Consider the following 20939-nt stretch of genomic DNA (forward strand, 5'->3'; position numbering starts at 1 on the left):
CCGCTTACCGTTGGGCGGCCAGCACCGCCGCGAGGCCTGCCCGCAGGTCCTGGACGAAAGGCCCCGGGACCTCCAGCGACGGAAAGTGCCCACCGCTTGCGGGCGTGCCCCATCGGACGATCCGGCGGTACCGCGCTTGCGCCCACGGGCGCGGGCATTTTTCGATGTCGCGGGGATAGATGCTGATGGCCGCCGGGACGTCGACCCGCAGCGCGGGGTCGAGCGAGTCGTGGCTTTCGTAGTAGATGCGGGCCGCGGATGCGCCGGTGCGGGTCAGCCAGTACAAGGTGACGTCGTCAAGAATGCGGTCTTTGGAAATCGTCTCGAATGGGCTGTCTTCGGTGTCCGTCCATTCGGCGAACTTGTCGAGGATCCAGGCAAGCAGCCCGACCGGCGAGTCGACCAGCGAGTAGCCGATGGTCTGCGGCCGGGTGGCCTGCTGCTTCGCATACGCCGCGCGGTAGCGCCAGAAGTGGCGGGTTTCCTCGGCCCATTGGCGTTCGGCCGCCGTCAGCCCGTCCAGGGGCAGTCCGGGCGGCGCCTGCGCCAGCGTCGAGTGGATGCCGAGCACATGCGCCGGAAACCGGCCGCCGAGGATGGTCGTGATCACCCCGCCCCAGTCGCCGCCGTGGGCGAGGAAGCGGTCGTAGCCGAGCCTGCCCATCAGTTCCACCCATGCGGCGGCGATCTTTTCGGTGCCCCAGCCGGTGGTGGCCGGCTTGTCGCTGTAGCCGAAGCCCGGCAGCGATGGCGCCACGACATGGAATGCCGGGGCGCCGGCATCCGGCGGGTCCGCCAGTTCGTCGATGACATCGGCGAACTCGGCAACGCTGCCCGGCCAGCCGTGCGTCAGGATCAGGGGAGTGGCGTCCGCGCGCCCGGACCGGCGGTGCAGGAAGTGGATGCCCAGGCCGTCGATGGTGGTGCGGAATTGGCCGATCCGTTCGAGGCGCGCCTCGAACGGCCGCCAGTCGTACCCGGTGCGCCAGTAGTCCACCAGGCCGGCGAGGTCGGCGAGCGGGACGCCCTGGTCCCAGCGGCGCGGGCCGGGCGGGGCGCGATGGACCGTCTCGGCTTCCGGCAGCCGCGCCGCGGCCAGGCGCGCGCGCAGATCGTCGAGATCGGCCTCGCTTGCGCGGGCTTCGAACGCTTGTATGTCGCTGCTTGAATAGGGCATGGGACCTCCGGGCTATCGGGGTGCCGGCCATGGCTATTGTGAACCGGCTAAGATGGTTCTAACATGTGCGCCATGACAACGTCAATCAAGCCCGGCGGCTCCCTGCGTGCCGGGTTCCCCGGTTTTCGCCTCGGCAGCGTGCTGGCGACCAGCTTCACGGGAACCCTGACAGAGCGCCAGGGCAACGCCGTGGAGCGCATCCCCACGCCGCGCCGCCTGATCGACTGGCTGGCCGTGTACGGCTTGGCGGTGGATTCCTGCAGCGCTGCCCAGCTCGGGCTCGCCCGCGAGCTGCGGGAGGCGATCCACGCCGCCGCGACCGCGGCCGCGATGGGACACGCCCTGCCCGCGTCCGCCATCCAGGTCATCAATGCGTGCAGCGCGCGGGGCCGGGCCGCCGCGATCCTGACGCCCGAGGGCCAACGGCAATGGCGGCTCGGCCCGCCACGTCGCGTGGAAGATGCCCTGAGCGTGATCGCCGCCGATGCGATCGGCATCATCGCCGGCGAGCGGGACGGAAAACTGGCCTTGTGCGCCTCGCCGACCTGCCGGGCCGCCTTCTTCGACACGAGCCAAAGCCGCACCCGCAGATGGTGCGACATGAACACATGCGGAAATCGCCAGAAGAAAGCGCGCTTCAATGCCAATCGGCGCGACAAGCCGGCCGGGGAGGACGCCGGACATTGAGCCGGGACAAGGAGGGAGGTGGTGCGAATGGTGCAGGTGTCAGACACCTCTGCGAGGTGTCTGACACCTGGCAAGGCATGACCGGGTATCCCACGATCGGGGACGCGCGGATCCGGCTCCGCCGGTCCGCAGCGTCGCCCCCCCTGGGGGGGAAGCGCGCAGCGCTCCGGGGGGGGACCCTACTTCTTCATCATCTCGAAGAATTCGGCATTGGTCTTGGTGGCGCGCATCTTGTCCAGGATGAATTCCATCGACTGGACTTCGTCCATGTCGTGGATGAACTTGCGCAGCACCCACACCTTCTGCAGCAGCTCGGGCTTGATCAGCAGTTCTTCGCGGCGCGTGCCGGACTTGTTCAGGTTGATGGCCGGATAGACGCGCTTCTCGGCCAGGCGCCGTTCGAGGTGCACTTCGGAGTTGCCGGTGCCCTTGAATTCTTCGTAGATGACCTCGTCCATGCGGCTGCCGGTCTCGATCAGCGCGGTGCCCAGGATGGTGAGCGAGCCGCCTTCCTCGAGGTTGCGCGCCGCGCCGAAGAAGCGCTTGGGACGCTGCAGGGCGTTGGCGTCGACGCCGCCGGTGAGCACCTTGCCCGAGGCCGGCACCACGGTGTTGTAGGCACGGGCCAGGCGGGTGATGGAGTCCAGCAGGATCACCACGTCTTTCTTCATCTCGACCAGGCGCTTGGCCTTCTCGATGACCATTTCGGCGACCTGCACGTGGCGGGTGGCCGGCTCGTCGAAGGTGGAGGCGACCACTTCGCCGCGCACGGTGCGCTGCATCTCGGTGACTTCCTCGGGGCGCTCGTCGACCAGCAGGACGATCATGACGGCGTCGGGGTAGTTGGTGGTGATGGCGTGGGCGATGTGCTGCATCATCACCGTCTTGCCCGACTTGGGGCTGGCCACGATCAGGCCCCGCTGGCCCTTGCCGATGGGGGCGAAGATGTCCATGATCCGGCCGGTCAGGTTTTCTTCGCTCTTGATGTCGCGTTCCAGGCGCAGCGGCTGGTTGGGATGCAGCGGCGTCAGGTTCTCGAACATGATGCGATGCTTGATCGCCTCGGGCGCCACGCCGTTGACCTTGTCGACCTTGACCAGGGCGAAGTAGCGTTCGCCGTCCTTGGGCGTGCGCACCTCGCCTTCGATGGAGTCGCCGGTGTGCAGGTTGAAGCGGCGGATCTGCGACGGCGAAATGTAGATGTCGTCGGTGCTGGCCAGGTACGAGGTTTCGGGCGAACGCAGGAACCCAAAGCCGTCGGGCAGGACTTCCAGCACGCCATCGCCGAAAATCTGTTCGCCCTGCTTGGCGCGCCGCTTCATGATGGCGAACATCAGCTCTTGCTTGCGCAAGCGGTTGGCGTTTTCGATTTCCAGGCCGGCGGCCATTTCCAGCAACTGCGAGACGTGCAGCGCCTTCAGTTCATTGAGGTGCATCGCGGTGAAAGGGGGAAAGTAGAGAAGGGCTCTGGCGGCGGGCCACGGACGGGCCCGCGCGGTACAAAGGCGCCGGCGGCGCCGGCGCGTGCGTGTGGTTTACAGCGCGTAGTTTACAACGTTACAGCGCGCCGTCCAGGAAAGCGGTCAGTTGCGACTTCGACAGGGCGCCCACCTTGGTGGCGGCGGCCTGCCCGTCCTTGAAGAGCATCAGGGTGGGAATGCCGCGGATGCCGTACTTGGCGGCGGTGCCCTGGTTTTCGTCGACGTTGAGCTTGGCGACCGTCAGGCGGCCGGCGTATTCGGTGGCGACCTCTTCGAGGATCGGCGCGATCATCTTGCAGGGGCCACACCAGGCGGCCCAGTAGTCGACCAGCACGGGCTGGCTGGACTTGATCACATCGGCATCGAAGCTGGCGTCGCTGACGTTCTTGATTTGCTCGCTCATGGTGATTCTCGGTTCAGCAGCATGGGTCACACCTTGCGGCCCTGCCGTTTTGTTCTACTGATAGGTTGGTAAGGGTTAAGCATACCACTGTTGATAACAACAGGGTTTGCCGGTTTTGTGTAGGATTGGCGACGCGGCCCGGGGAGCAGGGGCCGGCGCTTGCCGGCGCCGCCGCCTCCGGGCCGCCAGATTTGTCATCGTACCGAATTCGGGGCTGGTCAGGTCGTGCGCATCCCACCTCGGGCCGCGCAGAATCTGGACTTGTCCTTAAAATGTCGGTTTTTTTCCACAGATGTTGGGGATAACTTGGCTACACCACGTTACACCGAAGCCTCCATCCGGGTCCTGAAGGGCCTGGAGCCGGTGCGCCAGCGCCCGGGCATGTACACCCGCACCGAAAATCCGCTGCACGTCGTGCAAGAGGTCATCGACAACGCCGCGGACGAGGCGCTGGCCGGCTACGGCAAGCAGATCCAGGTCACCCTGCATGCCGACGCCAGCATCTCGGTCGAGGACGACGGCCGGGGCATCCCGGTCGGCCTGCACCCCGAAGAGAAGGCGCCGGTGGTCGAACTGGTCTTCACCCGCCTGCATGCCGGCGGCAAGTTCGACAAGCAGGGCGGCGGGGCGTATGCGTTCTCGGGCGGCCTGCACGGCGTGGGCGTGTCGGTCACCAATGCGCTGGCCACGCGGCTCGAGGTCGTGGTCTGGCGCGATGGCGGTTCCAACCGCCTGGTCTTCAAGGGCGGCGACGTGGCCGAGCCCCTGGCCCCGTATCCCGAGGCAGGCCGCAAGAAGTCCGGTACCCGGGTGCGGGTCTGGCCCGATCCCAAATATTTCGACAGCGCGCAGATCCCCCTGGGCGAGCTGACCCACCTGCTACGCAGCAAGGCGGTGCTGCTGCCGGGCGTGAAGGTCAGCCTGACCGTCGAGAAAACCGGCGACACCAAGAGCTGGCAGTATGAAGACGGCCTGCGCGGCTACCTGGCCGAGGCCCTGGCCGGCGCCGAGCTGATGGTGCCTTTCTTCGAGGGCCAGCAGTACGCCGGCGCGGACCACGAAACCTTCGCCGACGGCGAGGGCGCGCAGTGGGTGGTGGCCTGGACCGAAGACGGCAACGCCGTGCGCGAGTCCTACGTCAACCTCATCCCCACCCCGGCCGGCGGCACGCACGAGTCGGGCCTGCGCGAGGGCCTGTACGGCGCCGTCAAGGGCTTCGCCGAGCTGCACGGCCTGCTGCCCAAGGGAGTCAAGCTGCTGCCGGAAGACGTGTTCGCCCGCGCCAGTTTCGTGCTGTCGGCCAAGGTGCTCGACCCGCAATTCCAGGGACAAATCAAGGAACGGCTCAACAGCCGCGACGCCGTGCGCCTGGTGGGCGGCTTCTCGAAGAGCGCGCTCGACCTGTGGCTGCACAGCAATGTCGAATACGGCAAGAAGCTTGCCGAGCTGGCCATCCGCCAGGCCCAGGCGCGCGCGCGCTCGGCCCAGAAGGTCGAGAAGCGCAAGAGCTCGGGGGTGGCGGTGCTGCCCGGCAAGCTGACCGACTGCGAATCCTCCGACGCCAGCCGCACCGAGGTCTTCCTGGTCGAGGGCGACTCGGCCGGCGGGTCCGCCAAGATGGGCCGCGACAAGGAATTCCAGGCCATCCTGCCGCTGCGCGGCAAGGTGCTCAATTCCTGGGAGGTCGACCGCGACCGCCTGTTCGCCAACAACGAAATCCACGACATCGCCGTGGCCATCGGGGTCGACCCGCACGGCCCGAACGACACGCCCGACCTCTCCGGGCTGCGCTATGGCCGCATCTGCATCCTGTCGGACGCCGATGTCGACGGCTCGCACATCCAGGTGCTGCTGCTGACGCTGTTCTACCGGCATTTCCCCAAGCTGGTCGAGGCCGGCCACGTCTACGTGGCCAAGCCGCCGCTGTTCCGGCTGGACGTGCCGGCCCAGGGCAAGCGCCCGGCGCGCAAGATCTACTGCCTGGACCAGGGCGAGCTCGAAGCCGCGCAGGACAAGCTGCGCAAGGAAGGGGTGCGCGAGGGCGCCTGGAGCATCAGCCGCTTCAAGGGCCTGGGCGAGATGAACCCGGAGCAGCTGTGGGAAACCACCATGAACCCGGACACCCGCCGCCTGTTGCCCGTCGGCTACGGAAGCCTGACGCCCGAGGACACCACCCGCATGTTCGACATGCTGATGGGCAAGGGCGAATCGTCGCAGCGCCGCGCCTGGATCGAAGAAAAGGGCAACCTGGCCGAACTCGACATCTGAGCCGCGCCCCGGGCCGGCTCCCTGACAGTACACGCAACCGCTTAGACACATGACCGACAGCAATCAACCCGGCCTGTTCGACGAGGCCGCCGGCGAGGCCGACGAGGCCATCACGCTGGCCCGCTACGCCGAGCAGGCTTACCTGGACTACGCCGTTTCCGTGGTGCGCGGCCGCGCCCTGCCCGATGTGGGCGACGGCCAGAAGCCGGTGCAGCGCCGCATTCTCTATGCCATGCAGGACATGGGCCTGGGCCCCGGCGCCAAGCCGGTGAAATCGGCCCGCGTGGTCGGCGACGTGCTGGGCAAGTACCATCCGCACGGCGACCAGGCAGCCTACGACGCCATGGTGCGCATGGCGCAGGATTTCTCCCTGCGCTATCCGCTGATCGACGGCCACGGCAATTTCGGCTCGCGCGACGGCGACAACGCCGCGGCGATGCGCTACACCGAGGCGCGCCTGACGCCGTTCTCGCGCCTGCTGCTGGACGAGCTCGACGAGGGCACGGTCGATTTCGCGCCCAACTACGACGGCAGCCAGCAAGAACCGCAGATGCTGCCGGCGCGCCTGCCGGTGATGCTGCTGAACGGCGCCTCCGGCATCGCGGTGGGCATGGCCACCGAGATCCCGTCGCACAACCTGCGCGAGATCGCGCAGGCCTGCGTGGCGCTGCTCAAGCAGCCCAAGCTGCCGGACGAGGACTTGTACGCCATGGTGCCGGGGCCGGATTTCGCCGGCGGCGGTCAGATCATCACGCCGGCGGCCGACATCGCGCAGATCTACGCCGGCGGGCGCGGCTCGCTGAAGGCGCGGGCGCGCTGGCAGTTCGAGGAACTGGCGCGCGGCCAGTGGCAACTGGTGGTTCACGAGCTGCCGCCGGGCACGTCGTGCCAGAAGGTGTTGGAAGAGATCGAGGAAATCACCAACCCCAAGGTCAAGGCCGGCAAGAAGAGCCTGACGACCGACCAGCAGCAGGGCAAGGCGGTCATGCTGAACCTGCTGGACGCGGTGCGCGACGAATCGGGCAAGGATGCCGCCGTGCGCCTGGTGTTCGAGCCCAAGACCTCGCGCGTGGACCGCGACGAGTTCGTCAACACGCTGCTGGCCCAGACCAGCATGGAAAGCAGCGTGCCGGTCAACCTGGTGTGCATCGGCACCGACGGCCGGCCGCGCCAGAAGGGGCTGCGCGACATCCTCACCGAATGGCTGGCGTTCCGCACCGACACCGTGGTGCGCCGCACCCGCCACCGCCTGGACAAGGTCATCGACCGCATCCATGTGCTGGAAGGGCGCATGGTGGTGTACCTGAACGTCGACGAGGTCATCCAGACCATCCGCGAGTCCGACGAGCCCAAGGCCGCGCTGATGCAGCGCTTCAAGCTGTCCGAGCGCCAGGCCGAGGACATCCTGGAAATGCGGCTGCGCCAGCTGGCACGCCTGGAAGGCATCAAGATCGAGCAGGAATTGGCCGACAAGCGCGACGAGCAGGCGCGCCTGCAGGAGCTGCTGGACAACCCCGCCTCGCTCAAGCGCCTGCTGATCAAGGAGATCGAAGCCGACGCCAAGCAGTACGGCGACGAGCGCCGCACGCTCATCGAGACCGCCGAGCGCGCGGTGCTCGAGACCAAGGTGCTGGACGAGCCGGTGACCGTCATCGTGTCGCAGAAGGGCTGGCTGCGCGCCCGCCAGGGACACGGCCACGATGCCTCGCAATTCGGCTTCAAGCAGGGCGACGACCTGTACGGCGCGTTCGAGTGCCGCACCACCGACACGCTGATCGCGGTGGGCGACAACGGCCGCGTCTATTCGGTGGCCGTCGCGGGCCTGCCGTCGGCGCGCGGCGACGGGCAGCCGGTCACCACCATGATCGACCTGGAGCCGGGCACGCGCATCGTGCACAGCATCGCCGCGGCGGCCGATACGCGCTGGCTGCTGGCCACCCAGCGCGGCTTCGGCTTCGCGACGCGCCTGGGCGACATGGTGTCGCGCCAGCGCGGCGGCAAGCAGTTCATCACGCTCGAACAGGGCGATGCCCTGCTGCGGCCGGTGCCGCTGTTCGAGGGCGCGCGGCAGCTGGCGCTGCTGTCGGCCAAGGGCAAGTTCCTGGTGTTCGGGCTGGACGAGGTCAAGACGCTGGCGGGCGGCGGCCGCGGCACCATCCTGATCGGCCTGGACGCCGCCGACAAGCTGGCCCAGACCGTGCCCGTGGGGCCGGCCGGCCTGCGCGCCGCCGGCATCTACCGCAACAAGCCGACCGAGGACATCCTGGCCGGCGCGGCGCTCGAGGCCTACGTAGGCAAGCGCGCCCGCAAGGGCCGCGCGCTGGACGTGCGGCCCAAGCAGCCGGTGCTGTCGCCGGTACTGTGAGGGAACCGCGCGCTAGGGGTCTCGCGATAGGTGTCTGACACCCTCATGCGGCACGCGTGGCTTGCCCCGGGTGTCTCGGGGGTGTCAGACACCTGACTCCGGACGCCTGGTCGCCCGCCTACGTGATAGGTGTCTGACACCCCTATGCCGCGATAGCGGCTTGCCCCGGGTGTCTCGGGGGTGTCAGACACCTGGCTCCGGACGCCTGGTCGCCTGCCTACGTGATAGGTGTCTGACACCCCTATGCCGCGATAGCGGCTTGCCCCGGGTGTCTCGGGGGGTGTCAGACACCTGACTCCGGACGCCTGGCCCCCAGGCGCCTGCGCCTTCAGCGCAGGATCGCCACGCCGTCCGCCGCCTTGACTCCCTGGCCCTCGGGCAGCACGAACAGCGGGTTGATCTCCGCTTCGGCCAGTTTGTCCCCGAGTTCCTCCGCCATGTGGGCAAAGGCCAGGATGGCGTCGACCAGGGCCGGGATGTCGGCGCGCGGCGCGCCCCGGTAGCCTTCGAGCAGCGCGCGGGTCTTCAATTCGCGCACCATGGCCTCGGCGTCGGCCCGCGTCAGCGGCAGCAGGCGCAGCGCGGTGTCGTCGAACAGCTCGGCGGCGACCCCGCCCATGCCCAGCAGTATCGCGGGGCCCAGTTGCGGGTCGTGGTGCAGGCCCAGGATCATCTCCACGCCGCCGCGCACCATTTCCTGGACCAGCAGACCCTCGATGGGCGCATCGGTGGCGGCGCGCACGGCCTGCAGCATGGCCTGGCCGCGCGCCTCGACCTCGGCCGCCGGCACGCCGACCGCGACGCCGCCGATGTCGCTCTTGTGCGCCAGTTGCCGCGACAGCGCCTTGATCACCACGCGTTCGCCCAGCGCCGCGGCGGCCGGGCCCGCCTCGGCCGGCGTGGCGGCGATGGCTTCGCGCACGGTGGGGACACCGAAGCGCGCGAACAGCGCCTTGCTGTCGGCCTCGTGCAATGGGCCGGCGGGCAGGGCGCGCGCCTGGGCGCCGGCTTCCCGCCGCGCGGCGTCATCGGCGGGCGCGCCGCAGGCCGGCGTGGCGGCGGGCGCCGCGCGGCGCGCCAGCATGGCGGCGAATGCCGACGCGCAGCTCTCGGGCGCCGCGAAGGCAGGAATGCCCTGGCGGTTCAGGTCCGCCACGATGTGCGGCGCATGCGGGCTGACGTAGACCAGCACGGGCTTGTCGCTGTCCCGCAGGCAATCGCGCACGGCGCCGGACACCAGCCCGGGATGCTGCAGCGACGACGATCCGGCGATGACCACCGCGCCGTCGTAGCCCGGGCTGGCCAGCAGTGCGCCGAGCGCGCCGCGCAGCAGCTCGGGCTTGAGCCCGGCCAGGGTCAGGTCGATCGGATTGCGGCTCAGCACGGCGTCGCCGCCGCTTTCCAGCGCGTCCAGCCGCGCCGCGGTCGCGCCATCGGGGGCGGGCGTGTCCAGGCCGGCCAGGCCGCAACTGTCGGCCACCAGCGTGCCGGCGCCGCCGGTGGAGGTCAGGATGGCGATGCGCCGGCCCGCCAGCCGCCGGCCGGTGGCCAGCGCCGCCGGAATGTCCAGCAGGTCGGCGAAAGTCTGGGCGCGAATCACGCCGCATTGCGCGAACAGCGCGTCGTACATGCGGTCGGCGCCGGCCAGCGCGCCGGTATGCGACACCGCCGAGCGCGCGCCGGATTCCGACCGGCCCACCTTGAACACGACCAGCGGCTTGCCCAGCCGCGCCGCGCGCACGGCTGCGGCGCGGAAGGCGGCCGGCTTGCGCAGGCCTTCGATATACAGCGCGATGACGGCGGTGGCCGGGTCGTCCAGCAGGCTCTCGACCAGGTCGGCCACATCCAGGTCGGCCTCGTTGCCGGTCGAGACCAGTTTCGAGAAGCCGATGCCGCGGCTGGCGGCGCGCGACAGCATGGCCCCCAGCACGCCGCCGCTCTGCGACACGACGGCGATCGAGCCGCGCTGCAGGTCGTCCATTTCCAGCGCGCCGCTGGCCGACAGCGTGATGCCGTCGGTCAGGTTGACCAGGCCGATGGTATTGGGTCCCAGCAGCGGCATGTCGCCGGCGGCCTCGCGCAGCGCACGCTGCCGTTCCGCGCCGGCGGCGCCGGTTTCCTGGAAGCCGCTGGCCAGCACGATGGCCGCGCCGGCGCCGCGCCCGGCCAAGTCCCGCACGGCCTGCGCCGCGCGCGCGGCGCCCAGCAGCACCAGGCCCACGTCGGGTGCTTCGGGCAGGGACGCCACATCGGCATAGCAGGGCAGGCCGGCGATCGTCTCGCTGCGCGGGTTCACCGGATAGATCCGGCCTGCGTAGCCGTGCTTCTGCAAATAGGCGATCGGGCGGCCGGCGGTCTTGGCGGACTCCGACGAGGCGCCGATCACGGCCACGCTGCGCGGCCGCAGCAGGGAATCGAGCTGTCGCATGGTCTTGCCTACCTCTTGGCCGCGGTCTTGGCCAGGAACGCCGCCACCGAGGCGCGGTGTTCGGTCGTGGTGTAGCAGACCGCCTGGGCCTGGCTGCTCATGGCGAACGATTGCTCGGCGCTCAGCTCGAACGTCTGGTTCAGCATGGTCTTGGACAGCGCCAGCGCCGTCGGCGAGCCGTGCGACAGTTCGGCCGCCCAGGCGCGCGCCTGGGCCAGCAGCGTATCGGCCGTGGCGACGCGGTCGATCATGCCCAGCGCCAGCGCTTCGTCGGCCGCCACGCGCCGGCCGGAGAAGATCAGCTCCTTGGCGCGCGCCAGGCCCACCCGGCGCGGCAGGAAATACATGCCGCCGCCGTCGGGAATCAGGCCCCGGTGGATATACGTCATCGACAGATGCGCGCTGTCGGCCGCGATGACGAAATCGCACGACAGCGCCATGTCGCAGCCCAGCCCGGCGGCGGCGCCGTTGACGGCGGCGATGGTGGGCTTGGGCAGCTTGAACAGCGCGGTCACGGCATGATGCGTGCGCTGCTGGCGCGTCCAGCCGTTGAAGGCGACTTCGCCGGCCGGGGCGTCCAGGCGCGCCTGCATGCCCTTGATGTCGCCGCCGGCGCAGAAGGCCGGGCCAGCGCCGGTGACGACCAGCGCGCGTATCGCCGGGTCGCGCGCGGCGCGGTCGAGCGCCTCCAGCAGTTCGCCGCGCATGGCGTCGTCGATGGCATTGCGCACGGCGGGACGGTTCAGCGTCAGCACGCCGATGCCGTCCTCCACGCTGAGCAGGATGGCGGCGGTAGACGGGGGCTCAATAGGGGACATGGTCGATCCGGATGACAGGGGATAGGATGGAAGGTCAGTTCTGCTGCAGATGGGCGTCGCGCACCACTTGGCTCCAGCGCTGCTCCTCGGCTTTGACGTAGCTGGACAATTGCTGCGGCGGGCCGGCGTCCACCACCAAGCCCTCTTCGGCCACGCGTTCCTGGAAGGCCGGGGTGCGCACCGCGTGGGCGATGGCCGTGTGCAGCCGCTGCACCGCGGCTTCCGGCGTGCCGGCCGGCGCATACACGCCATACCAGCTTTCCGCCTGGTAGCCCGGCACGCCCGCCTCGGCCACGGTGGGCAGGTCGGGGAAGGCTTTCGAGCGCTCTGCCGACGTGACCGCCAGCGCGCGCAGCTTGCCGCTCTTGATGTGGGACGCGACGCTCGCCACGGTGGTGAACATGAGCTGGATCTGCCCGCCCATCAGGTCGTTCAGCGCCGGCGCGCTGCCCTTATAGGGCACGTGCACCAGGTCGACCTTGGCCAGGTTCTTGAACAGCTCGCCGGCCAGGTGCGCCGAGGTGCCGTTGCCGAACGACCCATAGTTGAGCGTGCCGGGCTTGGCGCGCGCCTCGTCGAGCAAGTCCTGGACACTGTGGAACGGCGATTGTGGATTGACCACCAGCACATTGGGCGAGTGCGCCACCAGCGCGACCGGGGTGAAGGCGCGCTCGGTGTCGTACGGCAGGTTCTTGTGCAGCGACGGGTTGACCGCGTGGGCGAAGGTGGCCATGACCAGCGTATAGCCGTCGGGTTCGCTGCGCGCGACGAACTGGGTGCCGATCACCGTGCCGGCGCCGGGGCGGTTCTCGACGATGACGGTCTGGCCCAGGTCCCGGCCCATGCCTTCGGCCAGCACGCGCGAGACGATGTCGGTGCCGCCGCCGGGCGCGAAGGGCACCACCAGCGTGACGGGGCGTTCGGGAAATGCGGCCCGCGCGGGATGGCTGCCCAGCGCCACGGCGGCGGCGGCCAGCACGCCGGCCAGCAGCCGCGGCGCGCGGCGCGTCCGGTCGGGGGAAGGGAAAAGCGGCATGGCTGTCTCCAGGATTTTTCGTCAGCGTTCCGTCGGGAGGCGGAACTGCAGCGAAATTGTGAGACGGCCGGGGCGGGGCGGACAATCAACAATTTGTCCGCCCCAGACTGACTTATTGTTGGGCTCGGGCCTGCGCCAGCGTCTGCAACAGCCAGGCGCGGAAGATGCGCAGCGCCGGGGATTCGCGCCGCCCGCGGGGTCGCACCAGGTAGTAGCCGCCCGGCAGCGTATGCGTCAGGGCGAAGGGCGCCACCAGCGCGCCCGAATCCAGGTAGCGCCCGACCAGCGCGCGGATGCCGATGGCGCAGCCCACGCCCTGGATGGCGGCTTCGTAGGCCATGGCGGAGTTCTCGAATTTCAGCACGCGCAGGCCGCCATCGCCGCGGCCGGCCGCCGCCAGCCAGGCCGACCAGTCGTCCGGCCGCGCCAGCGAATGCAGCAGCGTCACGCGCCGCAAGTCGCCCGGGCCGCGCAGGTTGCCCACCGTTTTCAACAGGCTCGGGCTGATGACCGGCAGCAATTCGATGGGGGCCAGGAAGTCGCTTTCGTAGTCGGGCCAGGCGCCGGTGCCGGAGCGGATCGCAGCATCCAGGTCGCGGTGCGCGAAATCGACCGCCTGGGTCGACGCGGACAGGCGGACTTCGATGCCCGGGTGTTTTTCGTGAAAGCGCGACAACAGCGGAATCAGGCCATGCTGCGCGAAGGTGGTGTAGGCCTGGATGGCCAGCACGTCGGGGCGGTTGCGGCGGCTGACCAGCGCGGCCGCGTGCGAGATTTCATCGAAGGCGCGGCCGACCGCGGGGTAGAGGCGGGCGCCCGCGTCGGTGAGCTCGATGGAGCGCGGGCCGCGCCTGAACAGTTCCACGCCCAGGTAGCCTTCCAGCACCCGCACCTGGCGGCTGATGGCGACCTGGGTGACGTTCAGCTCCTCGGCCGCCCGGGTGAAACTGAGCAGGCGCGCCGCGGCCTCGAAGGCGCGCAGGGGGTTCAGCGGGACGGGAACGCGTTTCATGGGGCGATTCTAATCGCCGGCGGGGGCTGCCTTCAGTTCGCGCCGCAGGATCTTGCCCACCGGCGAGCGCGGCAGCTCATCGCGGAACTCGACGTGGCGCGGCACCTTGTAGCCGGTCAGGTGGGCGCGGCAGTGCGCGATCAGGGCCTGGGCATCCAGCGCCGGGTCGCGGCGGATGACGAACAGCTTGACGGCCTCGCCCGAGCGCGCGTCGGGCACGCCCACCGCCGCCACTTCGCGCACGCCCGGGTGCAGCGCCGCGACGTCCTCGACCTCGTTGGGGTATACGTTGAAGCCCGACACCAGTATCAGGTCTTTCTTGCGGTCCACCAGGAACACATAGCCGCGCTCGTCCACGTAGCCCATGTCGCCGGTGCGCAGGAAGCCGTCGGGATAGAAGGCCAGGGCGGTTTCGTCCGGACGGTTCCAGTAGCCCGCCATGACCTGCGGGCCGCGCACGCACAGTTCGCCCGTCTCGCCCACCGGCAGCTCGCGGCCGTCGTCGTCGCGCACCGACAGCTCGGTAGAGGGCACGGGCAGGCCGATGGAGCCGGTGAATTCCGGCGCATCCAGCGGGTTGATGGTGACGGCCGGGGCGGTTTCGGTCAGCCCGTAGGCCTGGGCCAGCGTCACGCCGGTGGTCTCGCGCCAGCGCTGCGCCACGGCGCGCTGCACGGCCATGCCGCCGCCCATGGTCAGGCGCAGCCGGGAGAAATCCAGCCGCGCGAAGCCGGGCTGGTTCAAGAGCGCGCAGAACAGCGTGTTGACGCCGGTGATGGCGCTGAACGGCGTCTTGCGCAAGGCCTTGATGAAAGCCGGCAGGTCGCGCGGGTCGGCGATCAGCAGGTTGCGCGCGCCCAGCTTGAGGAAGACCAGGCAATTGGCGGTCAGCGCGAACACATGGTAGAGCGGCAGCGCCGTGACGACGCATTCCTCGCCTTCGCGCACCAGGTCGCGCACCCAGGCGTGCGCCTGGCACAGGTTGGCCAGCATGTTGCCGTGGCTCAGCACCGCCGCCTTGGCCACGCCGGTGGTGCCGCCGGTGTACTGCAGGAAGGCCGGATCGGCCCGCGTCAGCGCCGGCGCCTGCCAGGGCAGCCGATGGCCGGCGGCCAGCGCCCGGCCCAGCGGCACCGCGCCCGGCAGCGACCAGGCGGGCACCTTGCGCTTGATGTGCCGCACCGCGAAATCCACCGCGCGTCCTTTCAGCGGCCCCAGCAGCTCGCCCACCGAGGTGGTCACGATGTGCCGCAGCGGCGTCTGCGGCAGCGCGCGCTGCAAGGTGTGGGCGAAGTTCTCGGCGATGACGATGGTCTCGGCGCCGGCGTCCGCCAGCTGGTGGGCCAGTTCATGAGCGGTGTAGAGCGGATTGCAGTTGACCACGGCGCAGCCCGCGCGCAGCGCGCCGAACAGGCACACCGGATACTGCAGCAGGTTGGGCAGCATGAGCGCGACCCGGTCGCCCCGCCGCACGCCGCGCGCTTGCAGCCATGCCGCGAAATCGCGCGACAGGCGATCCAGCTGCGCGTAGCTGAGCGTGGCGCCCATGCTGATGTATGCCGGCAGGTTCGCGAAGCGCCGGCAACTGTCGTCCAGCACGGTCAGCAGCGAATCGTACGGCGAGGTGTCGATCTCGGCGGGCACGCCGGGCGGATAACTGTCGAGCCAGATCCGTTCCATATTGTTTGCTCGGTCTCCTCAGGGCCCTGGCGGCGCGCCTGCGGCGTCGCCAGCCCGGGCCTTGTTCTTGTAGAACTGCTTGTCGGCGATGTACACCGTGCGCTCGACCACGGCGTACACCACGCCCTCGCGGTCCTTGAGCTCGACCACGTACACCCGGGTGGTCTCGTGCCGGTGCGCCAGTTCGGCGCGTATGGCGGCGATGTCGGCGCGGTCGATGCGGAAGTCGGCGTACAGCGTGCGGTAGGCCGGCTTGCGATAGCGGATGGTGGCCGCCTTGTCCCACACGATGGCGCCCGACCCCAGCGCCGACATCAGCAGCGTGGGATGGGCGCCGTCGGTCACCGCGAACAGCGAGCCGCCGTACATCGAGCCGACGATGTTGCGCGTGCGCCGGACCAGCGGCAGCTTGATGCGCAGATGCGTGAAGTCCGGCGCAACGTGCATGACCCGTCCGCCGGTGGCCCGGAACGCCGGGTGCAGGTTGAACCCGGCGCGCATCAGCCGGGCCCGCCACCTGGGCGGCAGCTTCTGGAACCAGTATGGCTTCACGGCGGCTATAGCGCCTCGAAGATGCCCGCCGCGCCCATGCCGGTGCCCACGCACATGGTGACCATGCCGTACCTGCCGCCGGTGCGGCGCAGGCCGTGCACCACCGTCGCGGTGCGGATCGCGCCGGTGGCGCCCAGCGGGTGTCCGAGCGCAATCGCGCCGCCCAGCGGATTGACCTTGGCGGAGTCGAGCTGCAGGTCGCGGATGACGGCCAGGGACTGCGCGGCGAAGGCTTCGTTCAGTTCGATCCAGTCGAGATCTTGCTGCGCGATGCCGGCGGCGGCCAGCGCCTTGGGAATGGCCAGCTTGGGGCCGATGCCCATGATCTCCGGCGGCACGCCGGCCACCGCGAAGCCGGCGAAGCGCGCCAGCGGCGCCAGGTCGAGCTCGCGCACGACCCGTTCGGACACCAGCACCACGGCCGCCGCGCCGTCGGACATCTGCGAACTGTTGCCGGCGGTGACCGAGCCGCGCGCAGCGAAGACCGGGCGCAGCTTGGCCAGCGCTTCCGCGCTGGTGTCGGGGCGCGGGCCTTCGTCGCGCTCGGCCAGGCGCTCGGCGGTGCGTACGGCGCCCGCCTCGCCCGGCAGGTGCGACACCACGGTATAAGGGGTTATCTCCGCGTCGAAATGGCCGGCGGCGATGGCGGCGCAGGCCTTCTGGTGCGACGCCAGGGCGAAGGCATCCTGGTCCTCGCGCGAGATGTTCCATCGGGCCGCGACTTTCTCGCCGGTCAGGCCCATGCCGTAGGCCATGCCGAGGTGTTCATCGCCGGCGAAGATGGCGGAGTTGATGGCGACCTTGTTGCCCATGATCTGCGGCATGGCGCTCATGGATTCGGTGCCGGCGGCGATCATCACGTCGGCCGCGCCCAGGCGGATGCGCGCCGCCGCGTCGGCCACCGCCTGCAGGCCCGAGGCGCAAAAGCGGTTGACCGTCACGCCGGGCACGTTGTCCGGCAGGCCCGCCAGCAGCAGGCTCATGCGCGCCACGTTCATGCCTTGTTCGGCTTCAGGCATGGCGCAGCCGGCGATCACGTCCTCGACGCGCGCCGGGTCCAGCGCCGGCACCTGCGCCAGCGCGGCGCGCAGCGCCGCGGCCAGCATGTCGTCGGGCCGCGTGGCGGCATAGATGCCGTTGCGCTTGCCCACCGGCAGGCGGGTGGCGGCCACGATATAGGCGTCCTGGATCTGTTTGCTCATCTTGGTTCCTCAATTGCGCAGCGGTTTGCCGGTTTCCAGGGTGTGGCGGATGCGCGCCTGCGTCTCGGGCGTGCGCAGCAGCGCCACGAACTCGCGGCGCTCCACCGCCAGCAGCCATTCCTCGTCGACGCGTGTGCCGGCCTCGACCTCGCCGCCGCACAACGCCACCGCCGCGGCATGCGCGACCCGGTAATCGTGCGCGCTGATCATGCCGCCCTCGCGCATGTTCACCAGCACCATGTCGAAATTGGCGATGCCGGTGCGCCCCGCCACCGGCACCGCGCGCGCGCGGAGCGGCGGCGCGTGGCCGGCGTCGGCCGCCGCGCGCGCCTGGCGCAGGGCCACCCACAGCAATTCGTCGGGATGGAACACCACCGGGTCGCCGGCTTGCGCGTAGCCCATGTCGATGGCGTGCAGGGCGCTCTTGGCGACCTGCGCGGTGGCGATGTTCTGGAACACCGGCTGCAGGTACGGGAAGACTTCGGCCGGCGTGGCGGTGGTGGCGGCCAGGGCGGCGGCGCGCACGGCCAGCGCCTTGCTGCCCCCGCCGGCCGGCACTAGGCCGACCCCGGCCTCGACCAGGCCGACGTAGCTTTCCAGCGCCAGCACGCGGTGGCTGCAGTGCATCAGGAACTCGCAGCCGCCGCCCAGCGCCATGCCTTGCACGGCAGCCACCGTGGGCACGCGCGCGTAGCGCAGCGCCAGCGAGGCGCGCTGGAATTTCTCGACCGTGGCTTCCAGCAGGTCGAACTGGCCGGCGGCGCAGGCTTGCGCCACCTGCGCGAGGTTGGCGCCCACCGCGAACGGGGCTTCATGCCACAGCACCAGGGCGTCGAGCTCGCGCTCGCTGTGGGCGACCGCTTGCATGACGCCGTCCAGCACCTCGGCGCCGATCGTGTGCATCTTGGAGGTGAACGACAGGATGCCGATGCCGGCATCGACCTCCGGCAGGTGCCACAGGCGCACGCCGTCGTTTTCCCATAGCGTCGCGCCGTGCGCGGCCGCGGCCTCGCCGGCCACGCGTTCGGGGAACAGCTGGCGGGCGTAGACCGGCAGCGTCGAGCGCGGCTGCGGCTGGCCGGTGCGCGGCGAGTACGAGCCTTGTTCGCCGTGCACGCCGGTGCGGCTGTCTTCGCGCGCCCAGGCCGGCAACGGCGCGCCGCTCATGGCGCGGCCGGCGGCGATGTCCTCGGAGACGGCGGCGGCAATGGCCTGCCAGCCGGCGGCCTGCCAGGTCTCGAACGGCCCCTGCGACCAGCCGAAGCCCCAGCGCATGGCCAGGTCCAGGTCGCGCGCGTTGCCGGCGATGTGCTCGAGCTGGAACGCGCTGTAGTGGAAGATGTCGCGGAACAGGCTCCACAGGAACTGCGCCTGCGGGTGCGCGCTGGCGCGCAGCGCGGCAAAGCGCTGCGCCGGGTCGCGCTGCTTCAGGATGGCCTCGACCTCGTCGGCCACCGCGCCGGCCGCGGGACGGTAGTCGCCGGCGGCCGGGTCCAGCACGCGGATCTCCTTGCCGACCTTGCGATATACGCCCGCGCCGCTTTTCTGGCCCAGCGCGCCGCGCGCGATCAGGGCGTCGAGCCAGGCGGGCAAGCGGAAATGCGCATGCCAGGGGTCGTCCGGCAGCTTGTCGCGCATGGTGCCCACCACGTGGGCCAGCGTGTCCAGGCCGACCACATCCGCCGTGCGGTAGGTGGCGCTCTTGGGCCGGCCGATCTTCGGGCCGGTCAGGGCGTCGACTTCGTCGAAGCCCAGGCCCAGGCGCTCGGTATGGTGCAGCGCCGCCAGGATGGAGAACACGCCGATGCGGTTGGCGATGAAATTCGGCGTATCCAGCGCGCGCACCACGCCCTTGCCCAGCCGCGTGGTCAGCCAGCTTTCCAGGTCGTCGAGCACGGCGGGCCGGGTGTGCGGCGTGGCGATCAGCTCCACCAGCCGCATGTAGCGCGGCGGGTTGAAGAAGTGCACCCCGCAGAAGCGCGGGCGCAGCGCGGCGGGCAGGGCATCGGCCAGTTCGCCGATCGACAGGCCGGAGGTATTGGAGGCCACGATGGCGTCCGCCCCGACGTGCGGCGCGATGCGTTCGTAGAGCGCCGTCTTCCAGTCCATGCGCTCGGCGATAGCCTCGATCACCAGGTCGCAGCCGGGCAGGCGGTCGAGATGGTCGTCGTAGTTGGCCGGCGTGATCAGGTCCAGGCGCGACGGGCTGGCCAGCGGCGCGGGCTCGAGCTTCTTCAGGCCGGCCAGCGCCTTGTTGGCGATGGCGTTGCGTTCGCCTTCCTTGGCGGTCAGGTCGAACAGGGTCACTGGCACGCCGGCATTGGCCAGGTGCGCGGCGATCTGCGCGCCCATGACGCCGGCGCCGAGCACGGCGGCGTGTTTGACGATGAACTTGCTGCTCAAAATGGTCTCCTTGAGGGCGGCGGGCGCGCGGCCGGGCCAGCGGCCGCGGCCTGCGCCGCGGGTGTGCCCGATGCGGCCGTCAGAACCGGGTGGACACCTGGATGCCCAGGATGTTCCCCTTGCTGCGGTAATCGCCGGCGACGCGCCCCTTGGTGAGCGCGCTGCCCGAGTCGGTGTCGATGTCGGTATCGCGCAGATAGAGGTAGGTGTAGCCGACGTCGATGCGGGTGTCCTTGCTTGCCTGATACTGTACCCCCGTCGAGAACCACCAGCGGTCGGTGTCGGGCAGCGAGGTGGGCCGGTCGGACGGGTTGTGCACGGGGGACTGGTCCCAGGCCACGCCGAAGCGCCATTTCCATTTGGGCGCGAACTGGTAGTTGGCGCCCAGCGCGACCCGCCAGCTGTCGCGGAACTCGAGCGGCAGCGTGTCGGTGGGGCCGCCGTCGTTCTTGATCTTCAGTTCCTGGATGCTGCTCCAGCCGGTCCACGACACATCGGCCAGCAGCTCCCAGCGCTCGTTCAGCTGGTGCGCGGCGCTCAGGATCAGCGTATCGGGCAGGTCGACCGAGGCCTTGGCGTCGTACGACAGCGAGCGGCCCGGCGCGAACCCGTCGATGTCCGTGTCGCCCTTGGCCTTGTGCTTGATCTTGGACCGGTACGACAGGCCGATGCGGGTGTCCTCGGTGGGCTGCAGCATGATGCCGGCATTCCATCCCCATGCATCGCCGTCCAGGTTCAGGTCGGCGTCGCCCGGCAGGAATGGCCCCATGGGCGTGACCGGCACCACCACCTTCTTGGTGTACTGCGCGTCGATGTACTGGTAGTTGAGGCCGAAGCCCATCGAGAACTGGTCGTTGACCTTGTAGGCCACCGACGGGTTGATATTGATGGTCTTGATGTCGAACTTGGTGGAATGGTATTGGCCGACCCAGTCGTCGTCGTATTCGGTCATCAGGCCGAAGGGCGCGCCCACGCCGACGCCGACGAACCATTTTTCCGTGAGCTGCCACGAGAAGTATGCATTGGGCACCACGCCCAGGTTGCCGGCATCGCCGCCGTTGCCGCCGGTGGGCGCGCCGCCGCCCAGCGCCAGCGGGTTGCGGCTATTGCCGTTGTCGCGGAACTTGAACGACGGCCAGATGGCGTTGACCCCGGCCGACACGTTGAAGCCGGGCAGGTAGGTCATGCCCGCCGGATTGAAGTAGATGGTGCTGGCGTTCTCGGCGACAGCAGCCGAACCGGCATAGGCATTGCCCAGGCCGCTGGCGTTCTGTTCGAGCAGCTGGAATCCCGCCGCATGGACGGCGCCCGTGCCCGCCGCCGCAAGCGCGGCGGACAGGGTAGTCAATGCCAGTGATGCTTTCTTCATGGTGTGTCTCCTCCTTCAGGCGGGAAAAAGCTTGTCTCGCTGCGATGGCGTGTTGTGA

15 protein-coding genes are annotated in these 20939 nt (G+C 69.7%); 3 read left to right on the forward strand and 12 right to left on the reverse strand.

Annotated elements, in window-relative coordinates; translation table 11 throughout:
* Positions 1–4: 4 nt before the first annotated feature.
* A complete protein-coding gene (locus CAL24_RS07315) occupies positions 5–1177 on the reverse strand; it encodes an epoxide hydrolase family protein (protein ID WP_094806222.1) in 1173 nt (390 codons plus the stop codon).
* A 72-nt stretch (positions 1178–1249) separates the two neighbouring features.
* On the opposite strand from CAL24_RS07315, the gene CAL24_RS07320 reads away from it, so the two are divergent.
* Positions 1250–1864 carry a CGNR zinc finger domain-containing protein gene (locus CAL24_RS07320; RefSeq protein WP_249278485.1) on the forward strand — a complete coding sequence of 205 codons (615 nt, stop codon included), beginning with the start codon at positions 1250–1252 and terminating at the stop codon, positions 1862–1864.
* A gap of 179 nt (positions 1865–2043) precedes the next feature.
* On the opposite strand, the gene rho is transcribed toward CAL24_RS07320, so the two are convergent.
* Together rho and trxA are read right to left on the reverse strand one after the other, a co-directional pair.
* A complete protein-coding gene (rho, locus tag CAL24_RS07325; RefSeq protein ID WP_026638361.1) occupies positions 2044–3300 on the reverse strand; it encodes a transcription termination factor Rho in 1257 nt (418 codons plus the stop codon).
* 121 nt (positions 3301–3421) lie between these two features.
* Entirely contained in the window at positions 3422–3748 is a 327-nt protein-coding gene (gene trxA / locus CAL24_RS07330; RefSeq protein WP_028354145.1) for a thioredoxin TrxA, read from the reverse strand.
* Between the two features lie 306 nt (positions 3749–4054).
* Here trxA and CAL24_RS07335 point away from each other — a divergent pair, with 306 nt between their 5' ends.
* Complete coding sequence (locus tag CAL24_RS07335) at positions 4055–6016, forward strand: DNA topoisomerase IV subunit B (RefSeq protein ID WP_170947037.1); 1962 nt, start codon at positions 4055–4057, stop codon at positions 6014–6016.
* Between the two features lie 49 nt (positions 6017–6065).
* Positions 6066–8381: a DNA topoisomerase IV subunit A gene (gene parC, locus CAL24_RS07340; RefSeq protein ID WP_028354143.1), complete on the forward strand. Its 2316-nt coding sequence runs from the start codon at positions 6066–6068 to the stop codon at positions 8379–8381.
* A 328-nt stretch (positions 8382–8709) separates the two neighbouring features.
* Here the strand turns inward: parC and CAL24_RS07345 are convergent, their stop codons facing one another.
* From CAL24_RS07345 to CAL24_RS07385, 9 genes are all read right to left on the reverse strand, one after another.
* Entirely contained in the window at positions 8710–10809 is a 2100-nt protein-coding gene (locus CAL24_RS07345; protein WP_094806224.1) for an acetate--CoA ligase family protein, read from the reverse strand.
* Between the two features lie 8 nt (positions 10810–10817).
* Positions 10818–11627: an enoyl-CoA hydratase/isomerase family protein gene (locus CAL24_RS07350; protein WP_094806226.1), complete on the reverse strand. Its 810-nt coding sequence runs from the start codon at positions 11625–11627 to the stop codon at positions 10818–10820.
* Positions 11628–11661: 34 nt separating this feature from the next.
* Positions 11662–12663, reverse strand: coding sequence for a tripartite tricarboxylate transporter substrate binding protein (locus CAL24_RS07355; protein WP_051439347.1), 1002 nt, complete (start codon positions 12661–12663; stop codon positions 11662–11664).
* A 112-nt stretch (positions 12664–12775) separates the two neighbouring features.
* Complete coding sequence (locus CAL24_RS07360; RefSeq protein WP_028353618.1) at positions 12776–13675, reverse strand: LysR substrate-binding domain-containing protein; 900 nt, start codon at positions 13673–13675, stop codon at positions 12776–12778.
* Positions 13676–13684: 9 nt separating this feature from the next.
* Positions 13685–15355: an AMP-binding protein gene (locus CAL24_RS07365; protein ID WP_094806228.1), complete on the reverse strand. Its 1671-nt coding sequence runs from the start codon at positions 15353–15355 to the stop codon at positions 13685–13687.
* Between the two features lie 18 nt (positions 15356–15373).
* Positions 15374–15907: a PaaI family thioesterase gene (locus CAL24_RS07370; protein WP_028353616.1), complete on the reverse strand. Its 534-nt coding sequence runs from the start codon at positions 15905–15907 to the stop codon at positions 15374–15376.
* 5 nt (positions 15908–15912) lie between these two features.
* Entirely contained in the window at positions 15913–17109 is a 1197-nt protein-coding gene (locus CAL24_RS07375) for an acetyl-CoA C-acyltransferase (protein ID WP_094806230.1), read from the reverse strand.
* Positions 17110–17118: 9 nt separating this feature from the next.
* Positions 17119–19512: a 3-hydroxyacyl-CoA dehydrogenase/enoyl-CoA hydratase family protein gene (locus tag CAL24_RS07380; RefSeq protein ID WP_094806232.1), complete on the reverse strand. Its 2394-nt coding sequence runs from the start codon at positions 19510–19512 to the stop codon at positions 17119–17121.
* A 79-nt stretch (positions 19513–19591) separates the two neighbouring features.
* Positions 19592–20881: an OmpP1/FadL family transporter gene (locus tag CAL24_RS07385; RefSeq protein ID WP_170947038.1), complete on the reverse strand. Its 1290-nt coding sequence runs from the start codon at positions 20879–20881 to the stop codon at positions 19592–19594.
* Positions 20882–20939 lie beyond the last annotated feature (58 nt).

This window comes from Bordetella genomosp. 2 (assembly GCF_002261345.1).
Lineage (GTDB): Bacteria > Pseudomonadota > Gammaproteobacteria > Burkholderiales > Burkholderiaceae_B > Bordetella_A.

Bases quoted from the DNA above. Each gene is read 5' to 3' on its own strand.
- CAL24_RS07315 (WP_094806222.1), bottom strand. From the start codon at position 1,177: ATGCCCTATTCAAGCAGCGACATACAAGCGTTCGAAGCCCGCGCAAGC.
- CAL24_RS07385 (WP_170947038.1), bottom strand. From the start codon at position 20,881: ATGAAGAAAGCATCACTGGCATTGACTACCCTGTCCGCCGCGCTTGCG.
- CAL24_RS07355 (WP_051439347.1), bottom strand. From the start codon at position 12,663: ATGCCGCTTTTCCCTTCCCCCGACCGGACGCGCCGCGCGCCGCGGCTG.
- CAL24_RS07360 (WP_028353618.1), bottom strand. From the start codon at position 13,675: ATGAAACGCGTTCCCGTCCCGCTGAACCCCCTGCGCGCCTTCGAGGCC.
- CAL24_RS07345 (WP_094806224.1), bottom strand. From the start codon at position 10,809: ATGCGACAGCTCGATTCCCTGCTGCGGCCGCGCAGCGTGGCCGTGATC.
- rho (WP_026638361.1), bottom strand. From the start codon at position 3,300: ATGCACCTCAATGAACTGAAGGCGCTGCACGTCTCGCAGTTGCTGGAA.
- CAL24_RS07375 (WP_094806230.1), bottom strand. From the start codon at position 17,109: ATGAGCAAACAGATCCAGGACGCCTATATCGTGGCCGCCACCCGCCTG.
- CAL24_RS07320 (WP_249278485.1), top strand. From the start codon at position 1,250: ATGACAACGTCAATCAAGCCCGGCGGCTCCCTGCGTGCCGGGTTCCCC.
- CAL24_RS07350 (WP_094806226.1), bottom strand. From the start codon at position 11,627: ATGTCCCCTATTGAGCCCCCGTCTACCGCCGCCATCCTGCTCAGCGTG.
- CAL24_RS07365 (WP_094806228.1), bottom strand. From the start codon at position 15,355: ATGGAACGGATCTGGCTCGACAGTTATCCGCCCGGCGTGCCCGCCGAG.
- parC (WP_028354143.1), top strand. From the start codon at position 6,066: ATGACCGACAGCAATCAACCCGGCCTGTTCGACGAGGCCGCCGGCGAG.
- trxA (WP_028354145.1), bottom strand. From the start codon at position 3,748: ATGAGCGAGCAAATCAAGAACGTCAGCGACGCCAGCTTCGATGCCGAT.